18 protein-coding genes and 1 pseudogene are annotated in these 18,647 nt (G+C 33.0%); 4 read left to right on the top strand and 15 right to left on the bottom strand.

All coding sequences use genetic code 11. The features are described from left to right. Positions 1-88 precede the first annotated feature (88 nt). The 5 genes from QZQ55_RS06725 to QZQ55_RS06705 are packed head-to-tail and all read right to left on the bottom strand — an operon-like array spanning position 89 to position 3,664. Positions 89-1,759, bottom strand: a complete 1,671-nt coding sequence (locus tag QZQ55_RS06725; RefSeq protein ID WP_295091440.1) for a hypothetical protein — start codon at positions 1,757-1,759, stop codon at positions 89-91. Next, positions 1,731-2,621: an ABC transporter ATP-binding protein gene (locus QZQ55_RS06720; protein WP_295091437.1), complete on the bottom strand. Its 891-nt coding sequence runs from the start codon at positions 2,619-2,621 to the stop codon at positions 1,731-1,733. Before QZQ55_RS06720 ends, QZQ55_RS06725 begins: the two co-directional genes overlap by 29 nt. Beyond that, positions 2,614-2,994: a GntR family transcriptional regulator gene (locus QZQ55_RS06715; RefSeq protein ID WP_295091436.1), complete on the bottom strand. Its 381-nt coding sequence runs from the start codon at positions 2,992-2,994 to the stop codon at positions 2,614-2,616. The genes QZQ55_RS06720 and QZQ55_RS06715 overlap by 8 nt, the downstream gene beginning before the upstream one ends. Continuing rightward, positions 2,994-3,257: a hypothetical protein gene (locus QZQ55_RS06710; RefSeq protein ID WP_295091433.1), complete on the bottom strand. Its 264-nt coding sequence runs from the start codon at positions 3,255-3,257 to the stop codon at positions 2,994-2,996. Before QZQ55_RS06710 ends, QZQ55_RS06715 begins: the two co-directional genes overlap by 1 nt. An 8-nt stretch (positions 3,258-3,265) precedes the next feature. Then, complete coding sequence (locus QZQ55_RS06705; RefSeq protein ID WP_295091430.1) at positions 3,266-3,664, bottom strand: MerR family transcriptional regulator; 399 nt, start codon at positions 3,662-3,664, stop codon at positions 3,266-3,268. A gap of 83 nt (positions 3,665-3,747) precedes the next feature. Here QZQ55_RS06705 and QZQ55_RS06700 point away from each other — a divergent pair, with 83 nt between their 5' ends. Together QZQ55_RS06700 and QZQ55_RS06695 are read left to right on the top strand one after the other, a co-directional pair. Beyond that, entirely contained in the window at positions 3,748-4,332 is a 585-nt protein-coding gene (locus tag QZQ55_RS06700; protein WP_215657497.1) for a histidine phosphatase family protein, read from the top strand. 56 nt (positions 4,333-4,388) lie between these two features. Beyond that, positions 4,389-5,168, top strand: coding sequence for a Cof-type HAD-IIB family hydrolase (locus tag QZQ55_RS06695; RefSeq protein WP_295091427.1), 780 nt, complete (start codon positions 4,389-4,391; stop codon positions 5,166-5,168). A gap of 22 nt (positions 5,169-5,190) precedes the next feature. On the opposite strand, the gene QZQ55_RS06690 is transcribed toward QZQ55_RS06695, so the two are convergent. The 4 genes from QZQ55_RS06690 to QZQ55_RS06675 form a co-directional block, all read right to left on the bottom strand. Further along, positions 5,191-5,934: an HAD family hydrolase gene (locus tag QZQ55_RS06690; RefSeq protein WP_295091424.1), complete on the bottom strand. Its 744-nt coding sequence runs from the start codon at positions 5,932-5,934 to the stop codon at positions 5,191-5,193. Between the two features lie 34 nt (positions 5,935-5,968). Continuing rightward, positions 5,969-7,837 carry a sucrose-specific PTS transporter subunit IIBC gene (locus tag QZQ55_RS06685; RefSeq protein ID WP_295091422.1) on the bottom strand — a complete coding sequence of 623 codons (1,869 nt, stop codon included), beginning with the start codon at positions 7,835-7,837 and terminating at the stop codon, positions 5,969-5,971. Positions 7,838-7,951: 114 nt separating this feature from the next. Further along, a complete protein-coding gene (locus QZQ55_RS06680) occupies positions 7,952-10,078 on the bottom strand; it encodes an alpha-galactosidase (protein WP_295091419.1) in 2,127 nt (708 codons plus the stop codon). 1 nt (position 10,079) lies between these two features. Beyond that, complete coding sequence (locus tag QZQ55_RS06675) at positions 10,080-11,345, bottom strand: glycoside hydrolase family 32 protein (protein ID WP_295091416.1); 1,266 nt, start codon at positions 11,343-11,345, stop codon at positions 10,080-10,082. A 71-nt stretch (positions 11,346-11,416) separates the two neighbouring features. Between QZQ55_RS06675 and QZQ55_RS06670 the strand changes: the two genes are divergently transcribed. Then, positions 11,417-12,283: an AraC family transcriptional regulator gene (locus QZQ55_RS06670; RefSeq protein WP_295091413.1), complete on the top strand. Its 867-nt coding sequence runs from the start codon at positions 11,417-11,419 to the stop codon at positions 12,281-12,283. A gap of 23 nt (positions 12,284-12,306) precedes the next feature. On the opposite strand, the gene QZQ55_RS06665 is transcribed toward QZQ55_RS06670, so the two are convergent. The 6 genes and pseudogenes from QZQ55_RS06665 to QZQ55_RS06640 all read right to left on the bottom strand — a co-directional run bounded on the left by QZQ55_RS06665 (position 12,307) and on the right by QZQ55_RS06640 (position 17,746). Continuing rightward, a complete protein-coding gene (locus QZQ55_RS06665; RefSeq protein ID WP_295091410.1) occupies positions 12,307-13,431 on the bottom strand; it encodes a DUF362 domain-containing protein in 1,125 nt (374 codons plus the stop codon). 74 nt (positions 13,432-13,505) lie between these two features. After that, positions 13,506-14,132 (bottom strand): DUF5052 family protein, encoded by a 627-nt coding sequence (locus tag QZQ55_RS06660; RefSeq protein ID WP_295091407.1) that lies wholly within the window; start codon positions 14,130-14,132, stop codon positions 13,506-13,508. Between the two features lies 1 nt (position 14,133). Next, positions 14,134-15,738: a hypothetical protein gene (locus tag QZQ55_RS06655; protein ID WP_295091404.1), complete on the bottom strand. Its 1,605-nt coding sequence runs from the start codon at positions 15,736-15,738 to the stop codon at positions 14,134-14,136. A gap of 24 nt (positions 15,739-15,762) precedes the next feature. Further along, the gene (locus QZQ55_RS06650; protein WP_295091443.1) at positions 15,763-15,954 is read right to left on the bottom strand and encodes a GH32 C-terminal domain-containing protein; all 192 of its coding nucleotides are present in this window, start codon (positions 15,952-15,954) and stop codon (positions 15,763-15,765) included. Between the two features lie 177 nt (positions 15,955-16,131). Beyond that, positions 16,132-17,025: pseudogene (locus QZQ55_RS06645) on the bottom strand (sucrose-6-phosphate hydrolase); the annotation flags it as partial. A 1-nt stretch (position 17,026) separates the two neighbouring features. Continuing rightward, positions 17,027-17,746 (bottom strand): GntR family transcriptional regulator, encoded by a 720-nt coding sequence (locus tag QZQ55_RS06640; RefSeq protein ID WP_295091401.1) that lies wholly within the window; start codon positions 17,744-17,746, stop codon positions 17,027-17,029. A gap of 120 nt (positions 17,747-17,866) precedes the next feature. Between QZQ55_RS06640 and deoC the strand changes: the two genes are divergently transcribed. Beyond that, on the top strand, positions 17,867-18,568 hold the full coding sequence (deoC, locus tag QZQ55_RS06635) for a deoxyribose-phosphate aldolase (RefSeq protein ID WP_295091398.1): 702 nt from the start codon (positions 17,867-17,869) through the stop codon (positions 18,566-18,568). The last annotated feature ends 79 nt before the right edge of the window (positions 18,569-18,647 follow it).

Genomic DNA, 18,647 nt, shown 5'->3' with positions numbered 1-18,647 from the left:
AGAAAATGTCATGCCCCTGTTGACATGACATATAAGCGACTGCCTGTCGCACAAATAGCGTATCACCTATTTTTGGTGATACGCCTTTTTACTTAAATATCTTTCTATAATAGCCTCTTTGCTTGAAGTAAATCACTGTATTCTCAAAATCCTTATTAATATAGAAAGTGAGTACATAATCTGCATCATTAATGACTTCAATACTATAATTGTAGTTATTAATTGCGTCTGAAATAGTATCCATTGAAAGAGTTTCATAATCCTTTCTTAAGGCATATTTCAAAGCTCTAAAGTCATCTTCTTTTAAATAGACTGTATCGTCTGTTGTATCATCTGTATAGTTCATAACAGATACTTCAACCCAATGCATATTTCTAAAGATCTGGTTCATATAAGAGACATTTGTATAAAGAGATTTCATATCATCCTTCACATATTTATCGAAGCAGTCCTGTGAGATGTTGTAGGAACGTGTGAGTGTTTTACCATCTACGAGATGATAAGTAATGCTGAAATAATGAGAAGAATCATTAGAGTCATGTGGTGCTTTTAAGATATCTTTATGTATATTATGAATAATATCAATAGAATCAGAATCATTAAGTTTAACATCCTGATTACCTGAATAATCAGAACTGAATGTCACATAAGATACATTACCTGTTTTTGGAATCTTATTTTCTTCATCTGTGATATCAAAAACAAAGAAGACACACATTAATGAGAAGACCACAAGATAGATGATAAACTTCTTAAAGTTCTTCTTATTTAAGACATAAAGTGTCATGTCCGCAATCATTCTTGAAATATAGTACCCTACAAATGAAACAATAATACCTATAATCACAAAGGTGATACGCATTGTATGAATAGATGTTTCATTGGATATAAATAAGAATGTCACAAATGAAGAGAGTACAAGAGTCCCTATAATGGCAACTATATCTTTTAAACGATCAAAAACAACAGAAGAACCAATGTATTCTAACTTAACACGTTTATAAATGAAGTAGGCAATAAAAATCAAACTGATGCCTATCGCAATATAAATAGTCAAATAAGCAAGAGTATGTAATGTAAGCCAATTTTCTAGATTTAATACATAATTAAAGGCAGTGGAATAGTTCTCAAAAGCGACAGAAGGTTCTTCTACACCATAAGTAAAGACTGATTTAAGAATAGTAAAAAACTGTGAACTAAGCCAAGGTAAACTATTAAAAAATACTCCTAATATACAATGTGTATAGAGATTACCCGTGATAACACCACAGAATTGTGTAATGCCATACGTAAAGAATATGAGTGCACTTTGAATCAAAAACCAGCTCAGACAATGGTTGATTGAAAGTTCTCTATAATATAAAGGAATTGTTTTTCCATAGAATATGAGTGTTCCTGTTGTAAGAATAAGAGGTACAAACATTAAAATCATCCCTGCAACAAAAGATGTCCAATAGAGTTCTGATCTTTTAATAGGCATAGAATGAATAATTGTAGAGGCTGTACGGTTATGATAGAAATAGAGTAAAGCCACACTTGTAAGTACCGCAATAGTAGAAATAATCAAGTTTCCTGTAAAATAAGATCCCTTGAGATAGACTGCATAGTATTTATACCCCTCTGAACTTGCACCCTGGTAGATAGGATAAAGGTATAATAAAACATAGGATACCATCATCCCAAAGCCAATAATCCAGAAACGTTTCATAAGGTTTTTAAAGAAGGTTTTATTAAAATATGAGTTTTTGGATATCATCATCTTCTCCTCCTACTTCATACATAAAAAGTTCTTCCAGACTTAAAGGAAGTATATCAAAGATAAGAGGAGATTGATTTCCTATAACCTTTCTAATATGAGAAAGAGAGTCTTCAATAATTAATATTTTTACTGAACCTCTTTCCTCCTGATAAGCAATATTTAAATCATCTAAATTAACTTCTTTATCTCCAAAAGAAACCTGTATTTTATGAATATGCGTTTGAATATATTCTAAATCAAACTCTCTCATAATCTTACCCTTATACAATATACCTACATGATCCACTATTCCTTCTAATTCTTTTAAATTATGAGAAGAAATAAGAACTGTTAGATTTCTTTGAGCAACATCATCAATAATATATTTCCAGACTAATTTTCTTGCGACTGGATCTAATCCATCTATAGGTTCATCTAAAATAAGATAATCAGGCATTGTAGACATAATGAGACAGAATGATGCCTGTTTTCTCATTCCTTTAGAAAATGTCTGTATCTTCTTTGTAGGATTTAATTTAAATGTTTTGTAGAGTTCTTCAAATCTTTCCTGGTTCCATGATGGATAGAGGTCTTTATAGACTTTCGCATTTCTTTCTAAGCTTGTTTCTATGAAATACATCGCATCAGATATATAGCCTATCTTTCTTTTTAATTCTATATTTTCATAAACAGGCTGTGATTCTATAAAGATCTTTCCTGCATCCTGTTTTAAGACTCCTACTAAATGTCTAATGAGGGTTGTTTTACCTGCTCCATTAGGACCTATTAAACCATAAATAGACCCTTCTTCTACCTGCATATCTAGATGATCAAGGACAACTTCACCATCAATAACTTTATATAAATCTTTTACTTTAATCATGAGGTCCCCCTTTCATATTTTCTAGAATCTTATTATGTATTTCATTCTGAGTCAAACCCATGTAGATTAATTCTTTATACCCTTCTACAATCATATGAATCGTATCATCGACTTTCTGCTCATCTATCTTTACATGTTTTCTCGATGATACAAAAGTACCTTTATTCGCAATTGTATAGATATAGCCTTGCTGGTCCAATGTCTGAAATGCTTTTTGAACTGTATGAGGGTTAATAGTAAGTAATTGAGACAATTCTCTTACAGTGGGTAATTGAGTATTTTCTTTTAATACACCTGTTATAATCTGTTCTTTAATATTATCTACAATCTGTTCATAGATAGATTTATGACTTTGATAGTTTAACTGAAACATCACTTGACCTCCTTATGAAATGTAGAAATGATACCAAGAGTATAGGGATCTTTTAAACTAGGAACAGCCTTTAACCACTTCTTCTTAAGAAAGTCATTTATGACCTTCATCACATCTTCTAAATCACTTTCTTCTCCCTCACATCTCAAATTAAGACCACAACTTGCACATCCACCAATAGAATGAACAGAATAATCATAACCTTCTTTCTTCAATAAATGATTCAAATCTAGAATCATATTAAAATCTACTGTACCTATCATAGTATCACCTAATTCTCTACATGATATACATAACTTACATAAGGCTTCTTACCTTCCTGCATATCTCTATAAAGTTCTTTCTTATGTTCAATATAGTTTAAAGATTCCTGTATTTCTGATAATCTTCTTTCTAGATCTTCTTTTGTCACATTAAGCATATCTACACGCTCAGGAATAGAAACAGGACCTTGCATACAATAATCAAGATATTGACGCATATCTTTCAAACTCATACCACATTTCTTTAAACATTGTAAGCCTTTGATCCATTCAATATTATTCTCATCAAAGACACGATAGTTATTCTTATCTCTCTTTACGTTAGGGATTAACCCTTCTTTACAATAATATTTTAACGTTTCATAGCTCCATCCAACAATCTGACAAACTTCTTTCATTGTATACATAAAAAATACTCCTTTTTTTACTTGCTCGGTAGTAACTACCATGTTTTATAATTTTATTGTACAAATATAAAGGAGGAATTACAATGAAAACACTTTATTTAATGCGTCATGGACAGACTTTATTTAATTTGCAGCATAAGATTCAGGGATGGTGTGATGCACCTCTTACAGAAATTGGAATTAAGCAGGCAGAAGTAGCTGGAAAATGGTTTGATGACAATCATATTCAGATTGATGATGCTTATTGCAGCACAAGTGAAAGAGCGAGTGACACACTTGAAATAGTTACACATCATAATATGCCTTATACACGTTTAAAGGGGTTAAAAGAAATGAATTTTGGTGTCTTTGAAGGAAAAGATGAATGTCTTAATCCACCATTTCCTTATCTAGATTACTTTAAAACTTATGGCGGAGAATCACAGGATGAAGTACAGAAAAGAGTTGTAAAGACAATTACAGAAATCATGGAAAATACAAAAGGTGATAATGTCCTTGTTGTATCTCATGGAGCTGCATGTGCCAACTTTATTAAAAACTTTGAAGAATATAATGTAGCTCACTATAAGAAAGGTATTAAAAACTGTGCTATCTTTGTATGCACATATGAAGATGGAATCTTCTCTTGTAAAGAAATCATCAATCATGATTTTAGTAGTTTCATGTAAAAGTTCCTTTTTGGGACTTTTTTTAGTATGATAAATAAGACAGGAGGATGAAGAATATGATAAAAGCAATTTTCTTTGATATTGATGGAACATTACTTTCACATACTACGTATAGTGTTCCAGAATCTACTAAAGAAGCATTAAGACTATTAAAAGAAAAAGGTATACTTACATTTATTGCGACAGGAAGACATTTAAGTGAGATGAGGGATCTTCCTATACAGGATTTAGAGTTTGATGCCTGTATCACTTTAAATGGACAGTATTGTTTCAATAAAGAAGGAATGATTTATGGACTTCCTATTGAACAAACAGACATCAACAACATCATCAATTATGTGGATACAAATCATATGCCCTGCATATTTGTAGAAGATGAACTCATGTATATCAACTTTAATAATGAAGTTGTAGAAAAAGTACAGAAAGCTATTTCTACACCACTACCAGAAATAGGAGATATTCATAGAGGTTATACACATCCTATTTATCAGGTTATTCCTTATGATACAAATGATGAGAGATTAAAAGAAATTAAGGAGCTTATGCCTCATTGTAAGGAAACACAATGGAATCCCCAGGCAGTAGATATTATTCCTGCGAGTGGTGGTAAACAGAATGGTATTCATGAAGTATTAAAGTATTATTCTATTGATCAAAGTGAAACAATGTCTTTTGGTGATGGCAAAAATGATATTGATATGTTTGAATATACAAAGATTTCTGTTGCCATGGGTAATGCAGGGGATGACGTTAAAAAAGCGGCAGACTATGTCACAGATGATATCGATGAAGATGGTTTATATAATGCGTTAAAACATTTTGAAATAATTTAAAAGCAGGCACCGCCTGCTTTTTCTAGTCCTTAACCAAATCAATTATTTCTTTCGCAACACCATGATTATCATTACTATCAATCACTTTTTCTGCTATCTGTTTCAATGCATTCACACCATTACTCATAGCACGTGTATGCTTATAGTCTTTAAAAAGACTCAGATCGTTATGACCATCACCAAATACATAAACATCATCAGAAGTATGAAGTATTTCTATCACTCTTTTTACCATAAGTGCTTTATTCGCATTCATTGATGTAACTTCAATATTCCACCAGGATGATGAAGTGACATTAATTCCTTCTATTTGATCAAGCCAGTGTTTGATTTGATTAATTTTCTGTTCATCATGCACAAATACAAATATCTTTCTTATTTCTTTATAATCTTGAAGATGTTGTTCTGAAAGTTGTGTTGTAGTATCACAAAATACAGTATCAGTAGAATAATCCCCTTCTTCCGTATTAATTTCAAAATCTATATGACGTTCTAATAAGCCATTCATAATAGTATGTGCAATCTTTAAATCGATATTTTCTTTATAAAGAATATCACCCTGACTATTTCGACATTCCGCACCATTCAATAGTACATAATAATCTACATCTACTCCCTTCAACAAAGGAGAAGCTGTCTTGTAACTACGTCCTGTCGCAATAATTCTATAGATAGGTGATGTATTCAATACTTCTTTAGTGAAGGGATCTACTACTCCATAACTATTAAGTAATGTGCCATCTAAATCACTGACAATTATTTTCATATTATTCTCCAAAAAAGTCAGTTCAAAGAACTGACTAAAGTGATAGCTCCATAATAATATCATCAGGCGTAATTGAACCTGTTTTCACCTGAGCAATATCAGTATAGCTGTTATAGTTAGTAACAATCGTAATAACTGTTTTCTGGCACTGATGTCTTTCTACTCCATCTAAGTCCATTACAGTGAGAAGATCACCCTTTTTGACTTTCTGTCCCATTGTGACTTTTGTATCAAATACTTTTTCATCGGTAATTTTTACTGTATCAATACCTAAATGTAGAAGAATTTCTGCACCTTCATTTGTGATGATTCCAATTGCATGTTCTGATTCACTGATAAAGCTGATTGTACCATCTGCAGGAGCATAGATCTTACCATCAGCTGGTTCAATAGCTGCACATGGTCCCATAATACCTTCTGCAAACATAGGATCCTTGATTGCACTCATTTCAATCGCATCTCCTAATGCAATCGCAAATAAAGATTCACTAGAAACTTCTTTTTCTTCTTTTGGTTCTACGACTTCTTCTTTTTCTGTCTTAGGAACACAGAATAACCATGTAATAGAGAAAGCCACCGCAAATGCGACTAAGTTAACAAGAATATAGAATGGTAACTGATTATTAAGATATAGTAATGTACCAGGAATACCTGTAATACCCATACCTGTTGCTTTAAGATGGAAGATAGAAGCAAGGAATCCACCAACACCTCCACCAATCATTGCAGCGATAAATGGTTTTACTAAACGAAGGTTTACACCAAATACTGCAGGTTCAGTAATACCTAATGCAGCAGATAAAGCAGATGGATAAGCAACCTGTTTCATTTTCTGATCATGAACTTTAATTGCGATAGCTAATACAGCACCTGCCTGCGCAATGTTTCCACAAGTACCAATTGGGTTTAAATAGTTCCAGCCATCATTAGCTAACATACTGATTTCTAAGAAGTTTAAGATATGATGAATACCAAAGATACCAAGTAACTGTCCAAAGCTTCCGTATAATAAACCACCAAGACCTAGAGGTAACTGCAATAATTTTTCAACTACAAATAATACACCTGTTTCAACTGTATGAAGAACTGGACCAATCGCAAATAATGCGACTGTCATACCAATAAGTAATGTAAGGAATGGAGTAAGAATAAGATCTAATGCATCTGGAATACGTTTTCTTAACCATTTCTCCATATTGGCACCAAGAATACCTGTCACAAAGGCAGGTAATACAGAACCCTGATAACCAGATACCTTTAAGAAATTGAAGAACATCAATGGTTTTGCAGCACCAGAGCCAACATCATATGCACTTGGAAGACTAGGACTTACAAGCATTAAACCTAATACAATCCCAATTACAGGACTGCCACCAAAGTTTTTAAATGTTGACCAGCATACAAGTGCAGGAAGGAATGCGAATGCGGTATCCGTTAATACCTGTGTAAATGTAAGTAAGTTTGCAGGAACACTCTTAGTTGTTAAACCAAAAAGATGCAAGATAGCTTCTTGAGTCAATAAGCCTCTTAGACCCATGAATAAACCTGTTGCGACAAGTACAGGAATAATTGGCACAAAGACATCAGAGAATGTTCTTATAGCTCTTTGGAATTTATTTCCGTATACTATTTTTTCATCGTTGTTATTACCTTCTTCTCCAGTCACCTTGATTACTTCATCATAGATACGATTTACTAAACCTGTCCCTAGAATAATCTGATACTGTCCTGAATTGAAGAATGATCCTTTTACCTTATCTAAAGATTCAATTGCTTTCACATTGATTTTATCTTTGTTTTTTACTACTAAACGCAATCTTGTTGCGCAATGTCTTACTGAACTAATGTTTTCTTTTGAACCAGTTAATTCAATAATCTTTAATGCAAGTTCTTTATCGTTCATTTTTCTAACCTTTCCTTTTTAATTTGTTAAGCGCTTTACTGATTATATTTATACCTCGTAAAGCGCATTAATTGAATGGAATAACATAATATAAATATGGCTTTTTCTAACCATTTATACTTTTTTTAGTATAAATGTGTAAGTTTTAAAATCACCATGTTCTAAAGGTACACATAAGCCCATATGCTGCAGCTCATCTCCACCATAGATTTCTTGTGTATGACATTCTAAATAATCAGAATCTTCATCTAAGTATGTTAACTTAAAGTACTTCTGAGCAGTTAGAGGATTATAAAAACGAGTCATTATGACAACATAAACAGTCTTTCTATCAAGACTGACTACTTCCCAGCCTAAATGATTTTCATCACATTCAATGGCATGTAATTCACCGTTGAGTGTTTCTTTTCTTATTGTTTTATATTCCTGAATCTGCTTCTTAATATCATCTAATTCATCATCTGTACACTTTGTAAGAGCAAGTTCATAACCTAAGTTAAATAGTTTTGCGATATCATAACGTGTCTCTAAGGATGTAATACGTCCTGTCTGGTGATTAGGAACAGCACTGATATGTGCACCTATCACTGATTGTGGATAAAGCAGACTAAAACTATCTTGAATCACACTGCGATCAAGTGCATCCGTATTATCACTGGCCCAGTTCTGCTGCATATAACATAAGATACCTGGATCAAAACGTGCACCTCCACTTGAACATCCTTCAAAAAGAACATCTGGATAACGAGACGTAATCACATCAAGCACATGATAAAGACCAAGCATATATCTATGAGCCACTTCTGTACTATACTTAGAGATATGAGAACATACATCACTCATCGGTCTATTCATATCCCATTTGATATAATCAATAAGTCCTGTAGAAAGATAAGAATCAAGCATATGAATTAAATAATTCTGGACATCTTCTCTAGATAAATCAAGAAGATATTCATGACGACCTAAAGTAGGTTCATATCCATCTACTGATAATGCATAATCTGGATGCTGTATATATAAATCACTGTTTTTACTAATTGCTTCTGGTTCAAACCATAAGCCAAACTTCAAACCATATGATTTAACAAGTTCAGCCGCTTTTTGTATACCACCTGGAAGTTTACTTGTATTACATTTCCAGTCTCCCATAGAATTACGACTATTATTTTCTTTTCTAAACCAGCCATCATCTAACACAAATAATTCAATACCTAGTTCACTCGCACATTTGGCTTGTTCTTCAATCTTTTCTAAAGACACATCATAATACATAGCTTCCCAGGTATTTAATAATACAGGAGGTAATTCCTGTGATTGTGGTAATAAGTGATGACGATAGAGCTCATGAAAATTCATTCTCATTCCTTCTAAACCTGTACTACTATAATTCACGACAACTTCAGGTGTATAGAATTCTTCTCCTTTATGTAAGTGCCAATTATTCATAGAAGGATGTAAACCCATCTGCATACGAACTTTTCCAAATGAATCCTTTTGTATCTTGCAACAATAATTTCCACTATAAATAAAATGCATTGCATATATATCAGAACCTGATATTAATGCCGCAAATGGATGCATTTGTGGACTACTGCTGCCTCTTGTACTTTCTATTTGAAATATACCTGTATTAAGTGCAGATAACTGAATATTGCCTTCTTTTGCATGTAAGCCATACATTGTCATCACTTGATAATCCTGTGATGGAAGTTCTAAAGAAACAGATTGTGTATTATAAAGAATAAGATCTTCTTTACAGCTTCTAAAAGAAGCTGAAAATGAAAGAACGCCTAAATCCTCAAAAATAGTGATATATTGACTAACTTCTAAGCCAATATGCTTATCTTCATAGACTACTTCTAGTGTCTCACTTCTGCCATGACTTTTAAGTGAGGGTAATCCTGAAAGAGTCTTCTTTTCATCTAGTACATGTACTTCCTTCAACAATAATTCACAATAACGTTGATGGTGTGCTTCTACTTCAATGGCAGGTATACGATAATCTCCATGACCTAATTGTGGATAGAGAAAAGGAAGATCATCAAAAGATGCATTTTCGATACTGACATCATGTTCAGTATTGTAGACGCGTTTGTAGTAAGTCATTGGACTTTTATGATAATGACGAAGTGGTTTCCCGATATATCTTTGTAAAATGTACTTTTGATCTAATACTTCTAATATATAACTAATATGTGTATTTCTAAGATGAATTATACTATTATTTATTGTAATCATTTTAAATCTCCAATCTGTATACGTTGATATTTTGTGATTCTTTACTACTTGCAAGAAGTAAGTCTTCAGCCTGTGGATCAAGACGTGCAGAATAAACAAACTCTCCGTTATTCGCAAATATTTCTACACTTGATGTATCCAGCCATATTTCCATATGATTGATTTTTATAGGCCATGATTTCTTTTGATATATCTGTTCTGCCCAATCATAGCGTTCAATACTTATGCCTTCATCAAAGTGAATGCTTAATTCCTTATTGATTGAAAAAGATATATGTTCCAAGGGACTGATTTCTATCATCGCCTGTCTTTGTATTTTCATATGATTCGTATAAGGAATTTCATGGCATAATTCATACATCTCCCTTACAGGTGACTGTATCAATTTTCCTTTTTTTACAGATAATTCACGAGGCATTGTTAAACAATGAATATGTCCATCCTTAGCGAATTCTACTTCTTGCGCATCACTAAAACGTGACATCCAGGCAAGCATAATACGTCTTCCTTGAGCATCCACAAATGTTTGTGGTGCATAAAAATCATACCCTTCATCCATATGCAGTCCTTTATCTAAATCACTCAATTTATCTATTAAATAAACAGCGTGTGCATCAAGACATTCATCCGTATCATTATTTCTTGACTGCAATCCATAAATTAATACTTCATGAGCATCAAGTGTAAATAAGTCAGGACATTCTATCATTTCATACTGTTTAGACATTCCAATGATTTTATTAAACTTAAAAGAGGTTCCATCTATTGATGTATATTGACTAATATCTCCTTTTCCAGTCTTCTTATTCTGTCCTCCAATAATCATTTTCCAGACATCCTCCTTAGTCACTTTAGGATCTCTAAAATGACCTGTATAATCATCAGGAAGAGAGAGTACAGAACCATATTTCTTAAAATGAACACCATCCTTTGATTGTGCAAGACATTGTTCAGGATATCTTACGCCTTCTCTCTTCACATTTCCCGTATAATAAAGAGATAATGTCTCACCATCACTGACTGCACTTCCTGAATACGTCCCATCCTTGTCATAAGCTTCAGACGCTTGTAATGCGATAACAGGCTCACTCCAATGAATAAGGTCTTGAGAGGTTGTTTTCCCCCATACTTTATAAGAGTGGTCTGTCGTATTAGGATTCCATTGGAAAAAGACATAATACTTTCCTTTAAAATAGGAAAGCCCATTTGGGTCATTGATTAACCCTTTTTCTGTTTCTATATGATATGCTTGTTTTCTATTTTTCATACATAACCCTCACTTTATTTACATTAAACAACGTCAAGAATATAATAAGAATAGAAATACATAACGAATATATGGAAAAAACTAACTTAGGGGATCATATGAAAGAATATAAAGAACGTATTCACAGTAAAACCTATAAAGCCAATACGGATTTGTCTTTATACAGTGCTGGAATAGAACAATGTAAAAGTGAATATACCTATGGACCTATTGTAAGATCTTATTATGTGATGCATTTTGTCTTCTCTGGAAAAGGACAACTGACTATTAATGAACATTCCTTTGATGTCAAGGCAGGAGATATTTTCCTCATCCCTGCCAATAAGGTGGCTACCTATCAAGCAGATAAAAACCATCCATGGAAATATGGATGGGTCAATTTCTTAGGTATTAATGCGGAACAATATTTTTATTCCCTTACAAAAGATACACATGATCAATACATTATTCATAATGTTGATGTGAATCAATATTATAAACAGATTGAACGTCTATTAGATTTATCCTTTAATACAGATGCTGAATATTTTGAATCAAATAGTATACTTCTTCATATTTTCGCAATGTTGTATGAAGAGTTAAATATCCATTTCAATAATAATGTGAAGTATTCACTTGCCGAAGAAATTCGTCTTTATTTGGATTTGAATTATCAATATAACCTTAAAATGAGTGAGATTGCGGATAAGTTTGGTATTCATGCAAATTATATGACACGATTATTTCATCAGAAATTTGATATTTCACCGAAACAATATCTGCTTTCAATTAAATTAAAAAAGGCTACAGGCTTGTTACAGAGTACAAATCTCCCTGTATCTACAATTGCAGCCAGTGTGGGCTTTATTGATGCTCTGGCCTTTTCTAAAAAGTTTAGTAAGACTTATCATTGTTCACCCACACAATATCGTAAACAAACAAATGAAAAGAAGAATTGAGTTATTTCAATTCTTCTTTTTTATTATTTCATTTGAATAAGTTCGTATTCTCTTGTACCTAAACCAATCTTTTCCGCATGTTCTAATGTTTCTTTCCATCTGACATTAGGATTAGAGTCTAGGAAGTTATCATGATGGTGATGCCAATGTGGATCCGCAAGGTTATCAGATAACTGACTATTAGGCATAGGTGTTGCATGTAAGCATGCATCTACACAGGCTTGATCTAAGGCAACAGGATCAAATGACGCGAAGATACCTACATCTGGTAAGATAGGTGCATCGTTTTCACCATGACAGTCACAGTTAGGTGAGATATCTCTTACAAGACTAATATGGAATGTTGGTCTTCCATCACATACTGCCTGCGAATACTCTGCCATCTTTCTACCAAGTATTTCATTGGCATCCCAGTTCTGATTTTCAATGGCATCAAATGCACAAGCCCCAATACATCTGCCACATCCCTTACATATATCCTGATTGATCACTGCTTTACCGGTTTCATAAGTGATGGCATCACTGCCACATTCTTTAGCACAGCGGCGACATCCTCTACATAAATCAACATGTACAATTGGTTTACCTGAATTATGTTGCTGCATCTTACCAGCACGGCTTCCACAGCCCATACCAATATTCTTAATCGCACCACCAAAGCCTGTAGACTCATGCCCTTTAAAATGAGTTAAACTGATAAAGATATCCGCATCCATGACTGCACGACCAATATAAGCTTCTTTACAATATTCACCATTTCTTACAGGTACTGTAATATCATCAGTACCTCTTAAACCATCTCCAATAATGATCTGACACCCTGTAGTGATTGTATTAAAACCATTGATATTCGCACAATCTAAATGTTCTAAAGCGTTCTTTCTAGAACCAGGATATAAAGTATTACAATCTGTTAAGAAAGGCTTTCCTCCACATTCCTTAACGACATCTGCGACTGCTTTCGCATAATTAGGACGTAAATAAGATAGGTTACCTAATTCACCAAAATGCATCTTGATAGCTACAAACTTACCATCCATATCAATATCAGTGATTCCTGCTTTCTTGATTAAACGCTGTAACTTTTCAGTTAAACTTACACCAACATGCGTACGAAAGTCTGTAAAATATACTTTTGATTTCTCCATAAACATATCCTCCATAATACTATTTTAACCCTAAAGTAAGGTTCATAGTCAACTAAAAAAAAAGAGTAGACAAGCTACTCTTCTGTTAAACAATCTGAATCAATTATCTGGAAATTAGCACGATGAATATAAAGTGCTTTACCATCAATCATGAGTTTAGTCATCTTAGGAAGGTTTTCAGGAATTTCCCAATATACATCATCACCCTGATAGGCCTTAATAGGCTGACCTAATTGAGATTTAACGACTACGACTCTTCTTTTACCAAACAAGTTCTTATACTTATTTAAGTAATTTGCGATAGCTGTATTGGCTGTGATTCCGTCTGCAGTACTATTGATATGCTTCTTAGTAAAATCTACTTCTGCATCTAATCCCTTCTGTTCAAAGATACATGTATTTCCACAGCTTTCTATTTCATTCCCATCAATTGTAATAGTAATGACTGAAGAAAGACTATATGTTTCTTTTACACTGCCATCAGAATTATATGATGATTCTTTTACTTTATTACCAGTAATTTTAATCTTCTGACCTTTTGTTTCAAAGACCTTGTTTCCATAATTATCGTATGTATCTATTGTATAGCCATTCCCAATTAAACTACCTTTAATGTCATTGAGCTTAGATTTGAAATAAGAACATCCACATAATGATAAACATACTAAAGTAACTGTGAAAATCTTCATGATTCTTTTCATTTTATTCACCTACATTCTTTATAATATTTACATCTTTCATTTCAATATAACGAATATGAATTGTTTCACCTGTCTTTAAGAAAGCAAGTGTGTTTTCATTTTCTGATGTAATGACTGCTTTGTATTTATTACCTTCTGTATCCACGATAAATAGCTTCGATTTACCATCTACATTAAGAATCTGTACATTTGCGATTGTGATATCCTTCTTCTTAGTTTTGGCATCAGATTCCTCTGTAATTGTCTGAGAAGAAAGGAAACTTTTCTTCAATAATTCAAGATTCTTGACTGAATCTGCAGAATAAACAGAGACCTTCTGATAATCTTTCGCATCAACCATCGCATACTGTTTAATCAGTCCCCCACTGTCTTTAAGTGAAATCAAATAAACTGGATGACCACCTACATTGACTAATAATGGGAATGTAGCATCATAGCCATAGTTCTTCACTTCACCTTCTGCAGATTTCATTGCGGCTTTTTCGTTTGCGCCAGAACAAGAGAAACGTAATGTCTTATGAGTACGTAAGTTAGATAATACAAAACCTAAGTTAGATGAATCTTTATTTGCGGAAGTAATACCACTATAAATCCAGATATCGCCATCTTTTTCTAAATAGTTATACCCTTCTGAAGTCACAGTTACATTCTTCTGCCCTAAAACAGAGTTAAAGAATCCATCCTGTAAACTTCCGTTTTCATCTATTTCAGTCATAATGAGTTCTTCTGGATAAATACGATCCACCCATTTTGGTACTTCATCTTTATCATATTTCTTAGATTTACCAGTAATAGGATCAAAAAGAACTGCACCTGTGACCTTCTTCTTATTACCTACACCAAAATATGTATATGTTGTACATACATACCAAGGATGACCTTTTTCGTCTACTTCAAATGAAGGAGAACCAAAGATGGATGTAGGATAAGATAATTGTAGTTTACGATTTAAATTATGATTAAGAATGGCAGAAGGTACATATTTCATACCATTTAAACCTAAATCCTTTAACTTAACGATTTCTGCCTTACCATTAGTAGAATTCACTGTAATATAAGCAGGAATACCATTCTTACTATTAGTAAGATATTTAAAGAAACTTGCATATTCAAGTGGAGTAACACGATAAACACTATTCTTATAAGAAATCTGTGTATAATCATCACTTACTTCAAACTGAGAGACATATTCTGGAATCTCACCCATGACCTTGTCTCCAAGCTTTACAGTACTCTTACGGTCAATAATAGGTGTCTTAGAGAAGTCTACTTCATGTAATGTCTTATTATTAAACTTTACATTTTCTACTTCTATACGATTTGCATAACGTGATGCGTGGAAAATCTTACTTGTGAATAAATCAGTTACTAAAACACCTGCCACAATCAATGCTACTGCAGCACCTAAATAACCTACCTTTTCAGGTTTAAATTTCTTACCAAGTAATGTGCTATAAGAAGTAGAAGCACCATAAATACATAATGCGACAATAATAAATATCCAGAATTCTATCGCATGAATATTTAATGCTGGTGTATAAAAATAATAAATTAGTAATACAAGAATAATAGACACCAACATAGACTTAAATTCTATTTTTTTCATATATATTTTTCCCCCTTGGAAATATCATTCACTTAATGTTGTGATTCTACAAGTCATCTTTTTATTAAGTGAAAGTACTGGTGTGTCTTTAAAATAAACTCTATCTGTAAAGACAAGTTCTCCACCATTTATAAATACTTCTACACTACTAGAATCAATCAATAGCTTCATAGACTGATATTCTTTAATAGTCCCTACACGTTCTGTCTGATTCATTACAGTTACTTTATGATTATTTACTGTAAGTGTATAGAGATTACTTAGATCGAGAGATAAACCATCACAAATATCTAAATCTATTTCTACTTGTCTAGAAGGAAGCAGATAATCTGTGACTTCTACTTTTTTAGACTCACATCTTAATAATGCAAGTTCTTCTACTGGCATCATATAGAGATGATTATCATGAATAGTAAGTTCTCTAGGGAAGGTCATAGCCCCTGACCACCCTTCTTCTTTTTCAGGGAATTCACTATGCCACATATCCATCCAAGCCATGAGTATACGTCTACCATCTGGTGTAAGCATTGTAGTTGCCGCATAGAAATCATGCCCATGATCTAATTCAATAAATGAATCATTAATCTTATAGCCTGTCTGATGATAGTTTCTGTATTTTTCACCATCTTCTTTAATACCTTGTGGTGACATAAGTAATACATTCACTCCATTGAGTCTAAATAAATCAGGACATTCCCACATCTTACCTTCATGATCAATTGTAGAAGCATGCCCATATTCACCTAAATAGTCCCAATTGATTAAATCATCTGATTGATATATGAGTACATGTCCTCTTCCATCTTCCTTCTGACCACCAATAATCATCTTAAAATGATCATCTTCTCGCCATACTTAAGGATCACGGAAATGATATGTATTATCTGCAGGTGGTTCACTAATCACTGGATTATTTTCATATTTATAAAAATGAATACCATCTTCACTCCAGGCAATATTCACATTCTGATGGAATGTGATATGTTTAGGATCATCATATATATTACCTGTATAAATTAGATATAAACGATTGTTGTATTCTACTGCACTTCCTGAAAAACAACCATGAAGATCTTCTTTATCTCCTGGAGTTAAGGCAATAGGTAAGTTTTCCCAGTGAACCAAATCCTTACTTCTTACATGGCCCCAATGCATAGGTCCCCATATAGGTTCATCTGGGTAGTATTGATAGAATAAGTGATAATATCCCTGGAAATAAGAAAAACCATTTGGATCATTGATCCAGCCATGTTCAGGACATACATGGTATTTTAAACGGTAGCTCATACTACTCTCCTTTGTGCTGATTAAGATGTAATGTGAATGTATTAATATCTCCTCTATAACGGGCAATAGAATATTCTATTAGATTCTTTTGTGTATCATAACCAATAGAGCGGAAATAGAATAGTGGGTCTCCTTCATCTATATCTAACATATCCGCAATAGTATCATCTGCAAGAGCTATTTCTAATGTACGATCAATTGTATCAATACTATGTCCCTGTTTTTCAAAAACATCATAGAGTCTAATATGCGTAAAGTCAGTATCGAGTAAACCAGGAAATAAAGAAACAGGAATATAGGTTGTAATAAAGACATTGGGATTATAATCTGTATAACGTAAACGAACAAGCTTATAAACTAAATCTTTTTCATGAATCTGTAAAGATTTCGCAATCTCTTTAGATGCTTCTTCCATTTTAAATGTAATCACCTGTGTTTTAGATACAACACCATGTCTTTTCATCTGTGTATCAAAGCTTGATATTGATTGAGTAAAATCTTGAATTACTTTAGGTGCACATACAATCGTACCACGTTTCTTTTTCTTTTCTAAATAACCTGCATCTACTAAGATTTGCACAGCTTTTCTAATCGTTGGACGACTCACATTGTATAAATCAGAAAGTTCATGTTCTGTAGGAATAATAGTTCCTTCTGAATATTCACCCGATGTAATTTTATCTAATAAGTCTTTCTTTACATCTAAATATAAAGCGCTCATAAGAGTCCCTCCTCCCTATATATATACTATTTTATCACATAAAAAACACAAGTGATATATTTACATTATGTTGACATAATAAAATTATAATGTTAGTATATATGTAAAGGAGAGATGATTATGAAAGAATATACTATTGATGAATTAGCACAGATGATTGATCATACTAATCTTCATACTGATGCTTCTAGTAAAGATATGGAAAAACTATGTAATGAGGCTAAGGATTATCATTTTAAAATGGTTGCAATCAATCAAGTACAGTCTCATTTATGTGCAAAACTACTAAAGGGTACTGACATTCATGTAGGAGCTGCCATCTCATTTCCTTTAGGACAAACTACTATTGCCTCTAAGGTATTTGATACAAATAATGCGATTGAAGAAGGCGCTACAGAGATTGATTATGTGATTAATCAAACAGAAGTTAAGAATAAGAACTGGGATTATATTAAAGATGAAATGACACAGATTGTAGATGCATGTCATGCCCACAATATTCCTTGTAAAGTCATCTTTGAAAACTGTTATTTGGATGACAAAGAAAAGATCAAGTTATGTGAAATTGCGAAAAAGGTTAAACCTGATTTTATTAAAACATCGACTGGTTTTGGAACAGGTGGTGCAACATTTGAAGATGTCGCATTAATGAAGAAACATGTGGGTGATGAAGTAGAAGTAAAAGCTGCAGGTGGTATTAGAGATGCAGATACTTTTATTAAGATGATTCAAAATGGAGCAACACGTATTGGTACGAGTGCAGGAGTCTCTATTATTGAAGAATTAAAGAAAAAAGCTGTAGATGGTATTATTAAGATTTAAAAAGGTCATAAGACCTTTTTTTCGTAGTGTGCCGGGCATGGCACTAATTCAGTCGGAGATAAACCGACCACAGGTATTT

The sequence above is a fragment of the uncultured Catenibacterium sp. genome (assembly GCF_900540665.1).
GTDB lineage: Bacteria > Bacillota_I > Bacilli_A > Erysipelotrichales > Coprobacillaceae > Catenibacterium.
This window is presented reverse-complemented; position numbering and strand designations above follow the sequence as displayed.